General features: G+C 72.4%; 12 protein-coding genes. 5 read left to right on the top strand and 7 right to left on the bottom strand.

Annotated features, from left to right (window positions below; genetic code table 11):
• Positions 1-115: 115 nt before the first annotated feature.
• Positions 116-1531, top strand: a complete 1416-nt coding sequence (locus ElP_RS10380; RefSeq protein ID WP_145269009.1) for a DUF1501 domain-containing protein — start codon at positions 116-118, stop codon at positions 1529-1531.
• A 196-nt stretch (positions 1532-1727) separates the two neighbouring features.
• On the opposite strand, the gene ElP_RS10375 is transcribed toward ElP_RS10380, so the two are convergent.
• Positions 1728-4556, bottom strand: coding sequence for a tetratricopeptide repeat protein (locus tag ElP_RS10375; protein WP_145269007.1), 2829 nt, complete (start codon positions 4554-4556; stop codon positions 1728-1730).
• A gap of 228 nt (positions 4557-4784) precedes the next feature.
• Positions 4785-5357 carry a crossover junction endodeoxyribonuclease RuvC gene (locus tag ElP_RS10370; protein ID WP_145269005.1) on the bottom strand — a complete coding sequence of 191 codons (573 nt, stop codon included), beginning with the start codon at positions 5355-5357 and terminating at the stop codon, positions 4785-4787.
• Positions 5358-5590: 233 nt separating this feature from the next.
• Between ElP_RS10370 and ElP_RS10365 the strand changes: the two genes are divergently transcribed.
• Positions 5591-7096 carry a carotenoid oxygenase family protein gene (locus ElP_RS10365; RefSeq protein WP_197446869.1) on the top strand — a complete coding sequence of 502 codons (1506 nt, stop codon included), beginning with the start codon at positions 5591-5593 and terminating at the stop codon, positions 7094-7096.
• A gap of 68 nt (positions 7097-7164) precedes the next feature.
• On the opposite strand, the gene tatC is transcribed toward ElP_RS10365, so the two are convergent.
• Positions 7165-8190 carry a twin-arginine translocase subunit TatC gene (gene tatC / locus ElP_RS10360; RefSeq protein ID WP_145269003.1) on the bottom strand — a complete coding sequence of 342 codons (1026 nt, stop codon included), beginning with the start codon at positions 8188-8190 and terminating at the stop codon, positions 7165-7167.
• 379 nt (positions 8191-8569) lie between these two features.
• Between tatC and ElP_RS10355 the strand changes: the two genes are divergently transcribed.
• Both ElP_RS10355 and ElP_RS10350 read left to right on the top strand, forming a co-directional pair.
• Entirely contained in the window at positions 8570-9916 is a 1347-nt protein-coding gene (locus tag ElP_RS10355; RefSeq protein WP_145269001.1) for a di-heme oxidoredictase family protein, read from the top strand.
• Between the two features lie 47 nt (positions 9917-9963).
• Positions 9964-10434 (top strand): TIGR03067 domain-containing protein, encoded by a 471-nt coding sequence (locus tag ElP_RS10350; protein WP_145268999.1) that lies wholly within the window; start codon positions 9964-9966, stop codon positions 10432-10434.
• Here the strand turns inward: ElP_RS10350 and ElP_RS10345 are convergent.
• Together ElP_RS10345 and ElP_RS10340 are read right to left on the bottom strand one after the other, a co-directional pair.
• Positions 10403-11047, bottom strand: a complete 645-nt coding sequence (locus tag ElP_RS10345) for a DUF6940 family protein (protein WP_197446868.1) — start codon at positions 11045-11047, stop codon at positions 10403-10405. The genes ElP_RS10350 and ElP_RS10345 overlap by 32 nt on opposite strands.
• 32 nt (positions 11048-11079) lie before the next feature.
• Entirely contained in the window at positions 11080-11856 is a 777-nt protein-coding gene (locus tag ElP_RS10340) for a dienelactone hydrolase family protein (RefSeq protein WP_145268997.1), read from the bottom strand.
• Positions 11857-12093: 237 nt separating this feature from the next.
• Between ElP_RS10340 and ElP_RS10335 the strand changes: the two genes are divergently transcribed.
• Entirely contained in the window at positions 12094-12624 is a 531-nt protein-coding gene (locus tag ElP_RS10335; protein WP_145268995.1) for a hypothetical protein, read from the top strand.
• A 45-nt stretch (positions 12625-12669) separates the two neighbouring features.
• Here the strand turns inward: ElP_RS10335 and ElP_RS10330 are convergent, their stop codons facing one another.
• Positions 12670-13251 carry a hypothetical protein gene (locus ElP_RS10330; RefSeq protein ID WP_145268992.1) on the bottom strand — a complete coding sequence of 194 codons (582 nt, stop codon included), beginning with the start codon at positions 13249-13251 and terminating at the stop codon, positions 12670-12672.
• A gap of 294 nt (positions 13252-13545) precedes the next feature.
• Positions 13546-14403, bottom strand: coding sequence for a hypothetical protein (locus ElP_RS10325; protein ID WP_145268990.1), 858 nt, complete (start codon positions 14401-14403; stop codon positions 13546-13548).
• Positions 14404-14444: the final 41 nt, after the last annotated feature.

Below are 14444 nucleotides of genomic sequence, written 5' to 3'. Positions count from 1 at the left end.
AATCCCCCCCTCCCCGGGCCGGAGGCCGCGACGGGAGGGGCTTTTTTCCGGTAGAATCAGGGCGATTCGTGTTCGTCCGTGTTGATCCGATCGGGTGCGAACCGAGGGGGATGCCGTGATCCGATTCCTCGCACCCGCCCGGCACCGGGGCGAGCCGGCGAGCCGCCGGGAGTTCCTCAGGATCGGGGGCCTGGCCGGTCTCGGCGCCCTCGTCCCGGGGGGGCCGTCCCGGGCGGCCGGCGGCGGGGCGGGGTTCGGCCGGGCCAAATCGGTCATCCTGGTCTACGCCAACGGCGGGCAGAGCCAGCTCGAGACCTGGGACCCGAAGCCGGAGGCCCCGGCGGAAATCCGGGGCCAGTTCTCGTCGATCGCCACGAGCGTGCCCGGCACGATCGTCTGCGAGCACCTGCCCCGGCTGGCCCGGCTGGCCCACCGCTACGCGGTCGTCCGGAGCATGTCGCACGACGACCTCGACCACGGCTCGGCGGCCTACCTGGCGCTGACGGGCCGGTATCACCCGAGGAAGTCGTCGAACCCGGCACCGTCGCCGGACGACTCCCCGACGCTCGCCGCCGTGCTCAAGCGGGTGCGGCCGTCGGCCACCTCGCCCTACACGGCGGCCCACATCAACATGCCGATCGTCGTCCCCGAGCTGCCCGCCCCGGGGCAGGACGGCGGCTTCCTCGGCCGGGCCGAGATGCCGCTGGTCGTGGGAGACCCGACGGACCCGGAGGGCTCGATCCCCAGCCTGGAATTGCCCGACGGGGTGCCGACCGTGCGGATGGAGGCCCGCCGGTCGCTGCTGGAGGCCGTCGAGCTCGCCCGCCGAGAGGCGGGCTGGCTGGCCGGGGAGGACGACCGGCGGGCGGTCTACCGGCAGGCATATGAACTGATGAGCGACCCGTCCGTCCGCCTCGCCTTCGACCTCTCGGCCGAGCCCGAGTCGGCCCGGGAGCGGTACGGGAGGTTCCGCTCCGGCCAGGCCTGCCTGCTGGCGAGGCGGCTGGTCGAGGCGGGCGTGCCCTGGATCACCGTGGCCTGGAACCACTCGGCCCGGGGCCAGGACACCCGGCCCGACTCGATCGACTGGCTCGGCTGGGACACGCATAACGACATCTTCGACGTCATGAATCAACTCCTGCCGAGGTTCGACCACAGCCTCTCGGCCCTGCTGGAAGACCTCGACGCCCGGGGCCTGCTCGACGAGACGCTCGTGGTCTGCATGGGGGAGTTCGGCCGGGCCCCGAAGGTGGCGCTGGAGAAGCGGTTCGCCGGCGCCTCTCCCGGCCGCAAGCACTGGGCCAACGCCTACTCGATCCTCGTCGCCGGGGCCGGGACCACGCCGGGGGCGGTCGTCGGCGCGACCGACCGCATGGCGGCCTACCCCACCACCGATCGCATCGGCCCCTGGGACGTGGCCGCCACCATGTTCGCCGGCCTGGGCGTCGACCCGCACGCCGAGTACCGGGACCCGCTGAACCGGCCCTTCCATGTGACGACCGGGAGGCCGATCGGGGCGTTGTACGAATAAGCGTCTGCCCGCGTTCTGCTCGCGAGTCTCGGCCGCGTCCCTCGTGCGGACGATCGCCCCGCATCCCCGACCTCGGGGGAGAGGGTGGGCGCAGCCCGGGTGGGGGGGATCGGAGTTTCGCAAGGCGATACGTTCAATCGAAGACCCCTCACCCCGGCCCTCTCCCCACTCGTGGGGAGAGGGGGACGGATTCGGATCAGGGGGCGGCCGGCCCGGCGTCGGAATACGGCTCGACCCGGCGGACGATCGCCTGGGAGGCGGCCCGGGAGGGCTCGTCGGGGGCGAGTTCGATCGCCTCCCGGGCGGCGGAGAGCGCATCGGGGGCACGGCCGGCGTCGTGCTCGACCAGGGCGAGGCCGAACTGGGCGTCGAAGGACCGGGGGTCGGCGTCGAGGGCCAGCTCGTAGGCCTCCCGGGCGGCGTCGAGGTCGTCCTCGGCGTAGTAGGAGGCGGCGACCCGGGCCTGTCGGAGGGCCGGGTCGGGGGGATCGGCGACCGATCGCCAGGAGGCCCGGGCGCGGTCGGGGCGGCCGAGGTGCATCAGGAGCGCGGCGATGCGGTCGGCCGTCGGCCAGTCGCGTTCGCCGATCGGGTACTGCTGCTCCAGCAGGTCGACGGCCTGCTCGACCCGGCCGGAGGCGAGCAGGGCGTCGACGCTCCGGCGGATGCGGTCGCCGTTGGAGACGTCGACCCTCGGCTCGGCCCCGAGCCGGGCGACGGCCTGGGAGAGGCGGTCGCGATAGGCGTCCCGGGTCTGGGCCTGGGTCGGGGACCGCGGGCGATGGGCGATGGCCCGCCCCAGGAGCGGGACGGCCACGTCGTCCATCCCGCGTTGCAGCGCCAGGCCGAGCAGGGCGGAGAGGGCGATCGTCGCGTCGGGGTCGATCGCCAGGGCACTCCGGGCGAAGGACGCGACGCGGGCGGGGTGCAGATCCCGGATCGGCTCGAAGGGGTGCAGGTAGCGGCGGTCGGGGCCGGCGGAGGCGAGGCCGACGCGGCCCAGCTCCATCGCGGCGGCGAAGGCCCAGGGCTCGGCCTCCCCGGGCAGCACCGCCCGGGCCTGCCGGGCCCGGGAGAGGCCCAGGGGGATCATGGCGGCGGCCTGGTCGGGGCGGTTGCGCTGCTCCAGGAAGATCAAGATGTACTTGCTCAGGCCCTTGACCGAGGCCCGCCACTCGGCGGGGAGCCTCGGGGGGGCGGGGTCGGCCTGCGTGCCGAAGTGCCGACCGAGGAAGTCGACGGCGGGGAAGTCGCCCGATCGGGCGTCGGCCTCCTGGGCGAAGACGGAGGCGACCTCGTCGAACCAGATGCAGCGCCAGGACGGGTCGAGCAGCAGGGTGACCCCGACCTTGGTCGCCAGGTCGTTGTCGGCGAGGATGACGGGGTTGCCCGCCTCGGCCAGCACGCTGCGCCAGGAGGACCGGGGGGCGTCGTTGGCGATCGCCCGGCTCAGGGTGCTGTAGGCCCGGTACTGGTCGGCCCCCATGACCTCGAGCCTCGGGTCGACGTAGACTTTACGCTCGGGCCCGTGGTGATAGATGAACAGGGCATCATGCCCGATGTGGAAGCCGAGGAACCGGGGGGGCAGGCCCTCGCTGCCGGCGAACTCGACGGCGCGGTGGGGGAACCAGGCGGGCTCCTCCCCCAGGCCGATCGTCCGGCCTTCCTCGGCCGCGGCGTAGAGGCCGCCGGTGGCGACGGCCACGAGCAGGGCGACCGTCACCCCCAGCGCCGCCAGCCGGGGCCAGAGCCGGGGCCCGGCGTCGAGCCCCCGGTCGGCCCTGCGCCTGAGGACGGCGGCGGCCCACTCGCCGAAATTCCAGGCGGTCACCGTGCCCACCACCGCGGCGAACTGGTGGCTGTTCCGGGTCGCCTGCCAGCTCAGCGCCGTGAACGCCAGGAACAGGAGCAGGCGGAACGGGCGGAGCGACCAGCCCGGCCCCGGGGCTTCGGCGGCCGATCGCTTGCCCCGTCCCCCGGGATTGGGACCTGCTGATGGTTTCGATCGCTTCCCCCTGGATTTCTTCGGGCGTTCGCCCTGGTCCGCGTCCCCCCCCCCGCCCCTCAGGTCGGCGATCCGGGTCGTCCCCCGCCAGAGCAGGGGGAGGACGAAGCTCAGCCCGCCGAGGGCGACCGTCGAGAGGTGGACGATCAGCATGAAGTGGGGGTATCCGGCGGTGTCCTCGATGAGCTTGGGGATCGAGCTCAGCTCGGCGATCTCCTCCTTGAAGATCGGGTCGCTCAGGGTGCCGAAGAGCAGGTCGGTGATCGGGAAGGCCGCCCCCCGGATCCCGTACGGGTTCAGCAGGCAGGCAAGGCCGACGAGCCCCGTCACCCCCAGGGCGATCTGCCACCATCGGCGTCGGCCCTTCTCGAAGGCGCCGGGGCGGAGGGCGGCGTCGATCAGGGCGAAGGTGAGCAGGATCGGCCCGAAGACGAAGAGCCCCTGCGTGTTCACCCAGAGGGCCTGCGTGATCGGCAGGAGCAGGCCGAGCCAGGGGCGGCGGTCCCACCGGGAGAGCACGGCGAGGAAGACGGCGAGGTAGAGCAGCGTCAACGTCTCGGGCCGGATGTACATCCGGCCGCCGAGCAGCACCAGGGCCGGCAGCCAGGCGGGGACCATCGCCCAGAGCGGCCAGTCCCGCCGCCGGGAGGTGAGGAGCAGCAGCACCGCGGCCGTGGTGATCACGCACTTGCCCAGGTTCAACAGCACCACGCCCCCCGCCTCGTAGCCGTAGCTCAAGAGGAGTTGGAAGCCCCAGTGCAGGTCCACCCAGGAGCGGTCGGGCACGGTATAGGTATAGGGGTCGACCCGGGGGACGGCGCCCAGTTCCCGGATCAGGTCGCCGGTGCGGAGGTGCCACCAGAAGTCGACGTCCTTCAGGGGGAAGACGCCGAGCAGGAAGGCCAGCGCGGCGAAGGCCGCGAGGATCGCCGCGTCGGCCAGCCTGAGGCGGCTCGGGTCGGCGGCCCTGGCGTCGCCGGCCTCCTTCCTGGGGCGGGACGGGACGGGGATGGTGGGCACGGACGGACCTCGGGCGATGGATGGGGCGATGATGGGCGCGGGGGGCAGACGAAGGGAGTATCGTACCGCGCCCCCCGCCGGGGGATCGAGGTGGGCGGGTGGCCGGGGGCGGGCCCCTCACGGAGTCCGACCGACGACGAGCGGGGGCCCGACCGGGCGCGATCCCTCCGCCGTCCGCCGTCACCCGACATCCGTCGGCCGTCTCCCCCCATCCGCCGTCGCCGGGCGTCAGGGCAGCAGGCCGCCCCGATTGCGGTCGATCTGGAAGTGGCAGAGGGCCACGGCGCAGGCGTCGGCCACGTCGTGGGGCTCGGGCAGGCGGTCCAGGCCCAGGGCGGTGCGGATGGCGTGCTGCATCTGCTCCTTGGGGGCCTTGCCGTGGCCGGTCAGCGTCTTCTTGATCCGGGAGGGGGCGTAGCCGATCACGGGGACGCCCCGCCGGGCGGCGGCGAGCACGATCACCCCCCGGGCGTGGGCCATCAGGATCGCCGTCCGGGGGTGCTTGACCCGGCTGTGGACCTGCTCCAGGGCCAGGGCCCGGGGCGGGAAGGCTTCCAGGACCTCGATGATCCCGCCGTAGATCGCGTCGAGGCGGACGCCGAGCGACCCGTCCCGCCTCGCCCGGATCACCCCGGCCTCGACCACCAGCGGCGGGGGCCCCATCAGCCCCGAGGCCGCCCGGGGGGCCGGCTCGATCACGGCGTAGCCGGTCGTGCCCAGCCCCGGGTCGATGCCGACCACGCGGCCGGGCACCCCGTCGGCCGTCGATCCGGGTTGTGATTGCGGCGCGGTCGATGCCATCGAGGCCGTCCCCCCCCTCCCTGGTCGGTCGCCCCGATCTTCGCCGACCCGGATGCATCCGTCCACCCCAACCGGCCCACGGCGGCCGAGGTCGCGGGCGCGCCCCGGTTCCGCCCCCCTGGACCTGCTCGCACAATAGGGAGGAGCGGGACGCGAACACCCGGCCAGGATCGGCCGATCGGACTCGATCGCGCCGGGGATCACGACACGAGACGCCCAGGGAGGCCCGGCGGATGGCGATCAATCGCAGGCAATTCCTCAGATCGGCGGCCGTCTCGGGGATGGTCGGGGTGTCGATGGGCCGCGCCGGGTCCGCCCGGGCCGAAGACGGGGAACGGGCCGAATGGCCCGATTCCCCGTTCCTGACCGGCAACTACGGGCCGGTCTCCGAGGAGATCGAGGCCGAGGATCTTGCGGTCGTTGGCCGGATCCCCGAGGGCCTGGAAGGGATGTTCGTCCGCAACGGGCCGAACCCCCAGTTCCCGCCGATCGGCAACTACCACTGGTTCGACGGCGACGGCATGCTGCACGGCGTCCTGCTCCGGGGCGGCAAGGCGAGCTACCGCAACCGATGGGTCCGCACCCGGGGGTTCGTCGAGGAGCGAAAATCCGGCAAGGCGATCTGGGGGGGGCTGGCCGAGCCGCCGAACATGGGGCTGGTCGCCCGGGGCAAGCCGATGTTCAAGAACGCGGCGAACACCTCGGTCGTCTGGCACGACGGGAAATTGATGGCCCTCTGGGAAGGCGGGGAACCCCACGTCATCTCGGTGCCGGACCTGGGGACGGTCGGCCCGTACGACTTCGACGGCGCCCTGAGGCACGCCTTCACCGCGCACCCAAAGGTCGACCCCGTCACCGGGGAGATGCTCTGCTTCGGCTACCAGCCGGTGCCGCCGTACCTGCGATACAGCGTGGTCGACGCCGAGGGCACCATCCGCTCCACCACGGCGATCGACCTGCCCCGGCCGGTGATGATGCACGACTTCGCCGTCACCGATCGGCACTCGATCTTCATGGACCTGCCCGCCACCTTCGACTTCGCCCGGTTGTTGACCGGCGGGCCGTTCCTGAAGTACGAGCCGGACCTCCCCTCCCGCTTCGGCATCCTGCCCCGCCACGGCGAGGGGTCGGAGGTGAAGTGGTTCGAGTCCCCCTCCTGCTACGTCTTCCACACCCTGAACGCGTACGAGGAGGGGGAGGAGGTCGTCCTCGTCGGTTGCCGATACGGCCGGTTCCCCGGCGCCCTGGGGATGGGAGGGCCGCCCTCGGACGAGCACCCGAACGCGCCGGGGTCGGACGACGACGCCCCCCGGATCTACCGATGGCGATTCAACCTCGCCAGCGGCGAGACGAGGGAGGAGACGCTCCATGACGTCCCCTGCGAGTTCCCCCGGATCAACGACGCCCGGATGGGCCGTCCCACCCGGTTCGGCTACGCGATGGAGGGGGAGATGGGCGGCTTCCTCAAGGTCGACCTCCGGGGGGGCCTTACGCTCCGGCACCGCCACGGCCCCGGCCGCCTCGGCGGCGAGGGCGTCTTCGTCCCGAAACCGGATGCCACCGCCGAGGACGACGGCTGGCTGATCACCTACGTGTTCGACCGAGACGCGGACACCAGCGAGATGGTCGTCGTCGACACGCTCGCCTTCGACGACGACCCGGTCGCCCGGGTGCTCATCCCCCGGAGGATTCCCTACGGCTTCCACGGCACCTGGCTGCCGTCGGACGTACTCGGATGACGGTTGACCGATGCGAAGGGGGCGGATGGCGGATGGCAATCGCCATCCGCCATCCGGCGTTGCTTTGCTCAGTCGGCCGGCTCGGCCTTGGCGGCCTCGGCCTCTCCCCGGGCGACCATGACGATGCCCAGCTCGTAGAGGAGGAGCATCGGCACGGCCAGCAAAAGCTGGCTGACGACGTCGGGGCCGGGGGTGAGCATCGCCGCGAGGACCACGGTCCCGAGCACGGCGAACTTGCGCTTCTCGCGGAAATCGGTCGCCGAGACGATGCCGAGCTTCCCGACGAACAGCATCACCAGGGGCGTCTGGAACCCCAGGCCGAAGACCAGGGGCAGCAGCGTGGCGAAGCCCATCCAGGCGGTGAGCTGGAGGTTCGGCTCCACGTCCAGCCAGATGTTGAACTGGAGCAGGAACCTCAAGGTCAGCGGCAAGACGCCGAAGTAGCAGAGGCCGACCCCGCCCAGGAACAGCCCGAGCGAGAACGGAAGGTACCGATAGACATATTTCCGCTCGTGCCGGTAGAGGCCGGCCGCGACGAACGCCCAGAGGTGGTAGAAGACCCAGGGGCTGGCGATCACCAGCCCGGTGATCAGGCAGACGGTGAAGAAGATGACCGCTGTCTCCAGCGGCCTGAGCGAGATCAGGGCCTTGCGCTGCTCGACGTTCGAGCTGACCATGTCGATGGCGGCGGCGTCCCGCACCTCCATCGGCAGCTCGATGTAGTGGCCCTCCAGGCCGGAGGGCTCCTCCTCGGGCAGCTCCAGCGTGGGGGCGATCTCCCGGAGGGCCTCCAGCAGGGCGGCGGCCGGGATCCGGGCGGGCATCTGGGTGTAGGTCGCGGCGATGACCGCCTCGGCGATCTTCTCCCGGGTCCGCTCGGCGTGATACTCATCCAGGGCCCGCTGCGCGGGGTCCTGCATGCCGTGCATGACGTGGAAGCCGATGTTGATCGGCGGCACGAGGGTCAGGATCACCCCCACGGCCAGCCCCAGCAGGGCCAGCACCAGGCGCATCCGGAGTTCCTCGATGTGGTCGCCGAAGCTCATGGCGACCATCTCTTGCTCTTCGTCGAATAGGTCGCGGTCGTGGGGCATGGCGAGACGATCCCCCGCGGGCATCGGGGCCGGGGCGGCCCGGGTGCGGGTCGGTCGGTCGATCCGGGTCGGGCCGGGCCGGCGAAGGGATGGGGTCCGGGGAGGGACGCGGGCCGCCTCGGCCGGTCACTCGGCCGGGGGCCACTGGGTCGACGCCGCCGTGAGCCTCGCGGGGACGGCAAGTCGGGCGGGGGCGTTCCTGCGCTCTCAGACTAGCAGGACCGGGGCCCCCCCCGCCAGGGCCTTTCCCCGGAGTCGTCGTCCTCCTCCTCCGAAGGAATCCGGTCTTGATTCCGCGCGCCCGCCATTCTACACTTGTCCGAGACCGTCGCCCGGACGGTCGGACATCCCGGATGAGGGCCGCGAGGGAGGGACCGCGATGCGAGCCAACGAGCTGGAGCGGGGACGGCGGCGGGTCGGCGTGGCGATCCTCGGGGGGGTGGCGGTGGCGGTCGGCTGGGTCGCCATGCCCGGCGTGCCGGTGCTCCGCGCCCCTTCGGCCGGCGAGGAGAGGAAGGCGGAGGGCGAGGCGCTGTTCGTCCGCACCTGGCTGCCGCACGACCCGCTCGCCAACGCCGACGGCCTCGGGCCGGTCTTCAACGGCCGGTCCTGCGTCGAGTGCCACTTCCAGGGGGGCGCCGGGGGCGGCGGAACCGTCGAGCACAACGTCCTCGCCTTCGAGGCCAAGCCCACCGAGGACCGCCCCGAGATCGCCGCCGGGCTGGTCCACAGGTTCGCCGTCGCCAACCACTACCTCGAGGACCTCTCCGACCTCCGCGAGTACTTCCCGATCGTCCCGGAGGCGATCCGGATCACCAACGGCTGCTACGTCGTGGTCAAGGACTTCGACCCGGTGCAGACCGAGCGGGTCAACTCCACCGCCCTCTTCGGCGCCGGCTGGATCGACCGAATCTCGGGCCGGAGTATCTCCCGGCGCAACCTGGCCCGGTCGATCGAGGCGGTGGGCCGTGAGCTGGCCGCCGACTTCGACGGCATCCCCCCCGGCCGCTACCGGGTCCTGCCCGACGGCCGGATCGGCAAGTTCGGCTGGAAGGCGCAGTTCGCCACGCTGGAGGAGTTCGTGGCCGCCGCCTGCGCCAACGAGCTGGGCCTGGGCACCCCCCACATGCCCCAGGCCAAGCCCCGGGTCGAGCTGCCCTACCCCGACATGCCGCCGGATCTCGACCGGGGCCAGTTCCGCTCCCTCGTCGCCTTCGTCGACACCCTGCCCCGGCCCGAGGAAGTGCCGCCGGCGGACCTTGAGTCCCGGGCCGAGGTCGCCCGGGGCCGCCTGCTGTTCGACCAGGTCGGCTGCGCCGTCTGCCACGTCCCGGACCTCGGCGGCGTGGCCGGCATCTACAGCGACCTGCTCCTGCACCGGCTGGTCGACCGCCAGGGCCGATCCAGCTACGGGGACGTGCTCACCGGCGCCCCGATCCCCCGGGAGCACCCCACCCCCGACGAGTGGAAGACCCCCGCGCTCTGGGGGGTGGCCGACTCCGCCCCCTATTTCCACGACGGCACCAGCCCCACCCTCCGCGACGCGATCATCCGCCACGAGGGGGACGCGAGCCCCGTCACCCGGGCCTTCGAGAAGCTCGACGAGTCCGACGAGCGGGCCCTGATCCGCTTCCTCGAATCGCTCCGGGCCCCTTCCGACGCCCCCCCCGTCCCCGAGCCGACCGAGCCCGAGGAAGGCGGCCTGTCGATCGCGATGGCCGATTGACGCGGGCCCCGGCCCGACCTCGCCCATATCCAAGAATAGGAGATGCGATGATGTTCACGCGGCAATCAATCGTGATCCTGGTGGCCGTCGTCCTCGGCCCGACGGCCCGCGCCGACGACGGGGCGAAGGCCGAGTTCGATCGCCTCCAGGGGCACTGGAAGGGCGTGGCCCTCGAATCGGACGGCCGCAAGGCCACCGAGGCGGAAATCGAGGCGATGAAGGACGGGGGATGGTCCTTCGAGGGGGACGTCGTCTCCTTCGAAGACCCCCGCATCCCGCCCATCCGGTCGAGGGTCGAACTCGATCTCGCGACGGACCCCCGGTCGCTCGACCTGATCGGCCTGGACGGGCCCCAGGAGGGCAAGGTCATGCGGGGGATCTACAAGATCGAGGGGGATCGGCTGACGATTTGCCTGAGGGACCTCGCCTCGGACTCGAAGGGACGCCCCTCCGAATTCGCCACGGCGCCGGAGAGCGGGCTGGGGCTCATCGTCCTGGAGCGGGCCGACCCGGAGTAGCCTCGGGCGGGAGGACCTGCCGGTCGGTCGCCCGGTACGGCCCGAAGCCGTAGTACTTCGGCCGGTCGTCGAGCCGGACGTGCAGCCAGGGGACGCCGCACCCCGCGGTGTTGAGCCAGACGGGGCGGTCGTCCAGCCTCCTGGCCATCGCCTCGCCGACGGCCTGCCAGAGGGCCTGACGCTGGCCCTCGGGGGCCCCACTGACGAACGAGGCGAGGTGGCCGTAGGCCGTCGGCTCGACCATCGGGCAGGGGACGATCAGCAGGGCGTCGCCGCCGAGGTTGGGGAACACCAGGACCTCCCTCCCCTCGGCGCACTCGAAGTGGTCGGCGAAGGCGGCCGGGTCGGCGTCCCGGGCGAGCCCGGGGCTGTCGAGCAGGACGAACTCGAAGGGGAGGTCCGCCGTCTCGGCGGTGACGGCGGGCGTCTCCCAGCGGAAGGCGAGGAACGGGGATTCGGCCAGCGTCTCGTTGAACCAGGAGCGGAAGGTCGGGTCTTCCTTCCAGCCGAGCACGGCCTCCATGACGGGGGCCGCCCGGCCTCCCCGCTCCAGGGCGAACCGCTGGCCCCGGCCCGCCCCGGGGTCGAGTTCCTCGATCCGGAAGCGCCACATCCCCCGTCCCCCTCGATCGCCCGACCCCCCGATCAGTCCGAGCCCTTCAGGTGCTCGGCGAAGAAGGCCTCGATCCGCTGCCAGGCGTCGTCGGCGTCGGACTCGACGTACTGGTCGCCGCCGGGGCGCATGAAGGCGTGGCCGGCGTCGTCGTAGAGGTGCAGGTCGACCTCGGAGCCGCCCTCCCGGAGGGCCTCGAAGACCTCCCGGACGCGGTCGGCGGGGATGCCCCGGTCCTGGGCGCCGAAGATGCCGAGCACGGGGCGGCCGGCGAGGGCCCCGACCTGCTCCGGGTCGGTGGTCACGCTGCCGTAGCAGATGACCGTCGGGCCGACCTGGTCGGATTGCTGGGCGATCAGCCGGGAGTACATGCCCCCCATGCACCAGCCGACGGAGCCGATCTTCTTGCCCTGGTCGACGCGGTCGTGCGAGCGGAGGAACTCGATGGCCCCCTCCAGGTCGGCCACCCCCTCGCTCGGGTCGAGGGCCCGCATGAGTTCGTGGGCCTCCCCGGGGTCGTCGGTCGACTTGCCGTCGTAGAGGTCGACGGCCAGGGCGACGTAGCCGTCCTCGGCCAGGCGGTCGGCGTTCTCCTTGATCCAGTCGGTCAGTCCCCACCACTCCTGGATCACGAGCACGGCCGGGGCCTTGGCGTCTCCCTCGGGGGCGGCGAGGTAGGCGCGGGTCGGCTGGCCCATCGCGTTCTTGAACTCGACCATCTCCCCGGCGTGCGAGCCGCCCGCCGACGCGACGATCAGGCCGAGGCCCGCCGCCAGGCCGAGGATCCGGGATCGATTCTGGTCTGCCATCGTTCGTCTCCCCCTGGGGTGTTTCGGTCCGATCGGGGGGCCGGCCCCTCGGTCGGGACGGCCCGCCGGCCGTACCGATTGGACTCGCCCCCGCCGGGGCGGTCAACCGGCCGGTCGTCTCCCCGGGACGACGGCACGGATCATGCCGATCGGGCCGAGTCGGCCCGATTCGCGTGGTAGAGTGGCAGTACACCTTGAGCTTCGCCGCCGAGGCGACCGCATCCGGAGCTTGCAACCATGACGCGACCCCTCCCCCCGTCGGCGGGCGCCCTGCCGCTGCTGTTGCTGTTGCTGTCGATCGGCCCGGGGCCCCGGGCGATCGCCGGCGGGCACGACCACGCCCGGGCCCTCCCGGCAACCCCGGGGGCTTCGTACGTCGTCCCGGCCCCGACTGCGATCGTCGGGCCGATGCCGGCCGCCTACCGCCGCCCCTCGCTCGGCACCTTCCGGCCCGACCCGACGCTGGTCTCCTACACCGGCCCCGGGGTCACCGGCTCCTACATGCCCGCCGGCCTGCCGACGAACACCGCGGCCATGGCCTTCTACGGCCCGTTCTCCCGGCTACGGCCGGTCCCCGAGGAGGTCGTCACCTACTCCCGGGGGTATGACGGCGTGCTCCGGCCGACCTCGACGGCCATCACCTACGGGTACACCGACCCCCGACAGTACCGGGACACCGGCCTCATCCCGACCCGGTTCCAGTACAACCCCGCCGAGGGCACGGTCCGCCGCCCCGGGTTCGGCCGCTACCTGCTCGGCCAGGAGTGACCCCCGGCCGATTTCCCCCCGAGCGGGCCCGGCCCCCCGGGGCCCTCATCGGCCGTCGGGCGGGGGCGGCGAGACGATTTCGAAGGGGACGACCTGGACCGTCTCGGGGGTCCCCTCGGCCAGTTCGTCCCGGAGGACCAGGTCCAGCTCGTAGGGGCCGACCGGGAGCCGCTTCAGCTCCAGCGTGGTGAACATGTAGAAGGAGGTCGGCGGGTCGTCCGACTCGGGGGCGTAGTCGATCACCCCCTCGATCTCCTGGATCACCTTGCCCTGCCCGGCCTTCCGGATCCGGACGTCCTGGGTGAGGTGGGCCCGGAAGCCCTCCCCGCCCTCGAGCCGGACGATCGTGAAGTTGAACGGCTCGTAGTAGACCTGGAGCTTCTCGTCCTTCGTCAGACTCGGCTCCTCCCGGGGGACGAATTCCCGGAAGCCCCGGACCGAGAGGCAGACGATCGGCCCGGTCAGGTCGGGGTGCCGGGGGGCCGTCGAGGCCGTCGGGGGGTCGTCGACCGGGGCCGGCCCGGCCGCCGGGGCGACCGGCAACGGCCCCAGCAGCAGCAGCAGCGGGAGGAGCGACGGGGCCGTCGCCCGGGGCCGGGGATTCGATCGGGATCGGTGGTCTGACATCGGTTGCGCCCCCGTCGAGCGGATCCGGGGCGGATCGGTCGCCCCGGCCTCGCGACCGAGGCAGCGTACCCCGTCTCCCCGGTCCTCGGCAACGGGACGGGACGGTCGGGCGGGCCCGGTCGCGTCGACCTGGGGGGCTGTGCCGGAGGAAATGGCGGCCGGGTGCGATCGGGGCCCGGTCGGTCGGATTCGGGGCCGGGATCGGCCGAAAAAAAAGAGCGGAGCCCCACGGAGGGGGCCCCGCCCAGTCGGAACGGAGTCCGAAGAATGCTCGCCTGGACCAAGCCTGCCGGCTCAGCGCCCCCGGGAGACCCGGTTGCGCCCCCGGTAGGCGATCGCCCCGCCCGCGATCAGGGCCCAGCCCAGCAGGGTGGCCGGCTCCGGCACGTTCTGGTTGCCCTTGCCCGGGAAGGCAATCCGGGTGCTGGCGATGAAGTCCTCGCCGGCGATCACGTCGTCCGGGGCGCCGGCGAAGGCGCTGATGATGAAGCCGTCCTCGGGGACCAGCCCCTCGAGCTTCATGAAGTTGTCGATCGTGAACTGGAAGTCCGGGTGCTCGGCCGAGGGGTCGAACGCCAGGGATCCGACGTGATCGGCCAGCGTGTCGCCGAAGCTGAAGCCGAGCCCGGCCTCGGCGTGCTGGTACTTCGCCACCGTGAAGGCGGAGGTGCCCGGGGCGCCACCGGACTTCTGGGTCGGCACGCCGGAGACCACGTCCGGGACGCCGTCCAGGTTCAGGTCCAGCGCCACGACGATCGACTCCATGCCCCCGAGGCTCGGCATGTCCTTACCCATGCCGACCGACAGGGAGCCGGGGTCGCCGTCGCCGTCGGCGTCCCCGGCGATGCCGAAGAAATTCAGCCCCAGGTACATCCGGTCGGCGGAATCATCGTAGGCCAGGCGGAGGTCCTTGATGTTCCAGCCGGTGGTGCCGGGGAGCTTCTGGTGCTGGGCCACGTCCCAGGGGCTGGCGCCGCCGTCCGCACCGGGGTTGTCGACGATGGCCACGACGCCGTTCTTCGGGGCGATCGGGAAGTCGACCTCGACATCCCCGGTCATCGTCCCGATGGCGCCGGCCGAGGCCGTCCCGGCCGAAGCCAGGAACAGGCCGAATCCGACCGTGAACAAGATGGGGCAGTTCCTCTGCCGCATGCCGTGTCTCCTTCCACGCTTCGGCGGCTGATCGGCGAGGC

It is taken from the genome of Tautonia plasticadhaerens (assembly GCF_007752535.1).
Classification (GTDB): Bacteria; Planctomycetota; Planctomycetia; order Isosphaerales; family Isosphaeraceae; genus Tautonia; species Tautonia plasticadhaerens.
This window is presented reverse-complemented; position numbering and strand designations above follow the sequence as displayed.

Bases quoted from the DNA above. Each gene is read 5' to 3' on its own strand.
- ElP_RS10355 (WP_145269001.1), top strand. From the start codon at position 8,570: ATGCGAGCCAACGAGCTGGAGCGGGGACGGCGGCGGGTCGGCGTGGCG.
- ElP_RS10345 (WP_197446868.1), bottom strand. From the start codon at position 11,047: ATGTGGCGCTTCCGGATCGAGGAACTCGACCCCGGGGCGGGCCGGGGC.
- ElP_RS10370 (WP_145269005.1), bottom strand. From the start codon at position 5,357: ATGGCATCGACCGCGCCGCAATCACAACCCGGATCGACGGCCGACGGG.
- ElP_RS10335 (WP_145268995.1), top strand. From the start codon at position 12,094: ATGACGCGACCCCTCCCCCCGTCGGCGGGCGCCCTGCCGCTGCTGTTG.
- ElP_RS10325 (WP_145268990.1), bottom strand. From the start codon at position 14,403: ATGCGGCAGAGGAACTGCCCCATCTTGTTCACGGTCGGATTCGGCCTG.
- tatC (WP_145269003.1), bottom strand. From the start codon at position 8,190: ATGCCCCACGACCGCGACCTATTCGACGAAGAGCAAGAGATGGTCGCC.
- ElP_RS10330 (WP_145268992.1), bottom strand. From the start codon at position 13,251: ATGTCAGACCACCGATCCCGATCGAATCCCCGGCCCCGGGCGACGGCC.
- ElP_RS10365 (WP_197446869.1), top strand. From the start codon at position 5,591: ATGGCGATCAATCGCAGGCAATTCCTCAGATCGGCGGCCGTCTCGGGG.
- ElP_RS10350 (WP_145268999.1), top strand. From the start codon at position 9,964: ATGATGTTCACGCGGCAATCAATCGTGATCCTGGTGGCCGTCGTCCTC.
- ElP_RS10340 (WP_145268997.1), bottom strand. From the start codon at position 11,856: ATGGCAGACCAGAATCGATCCCGGATCCTCGGCCTGGCGGCGGGCCTC.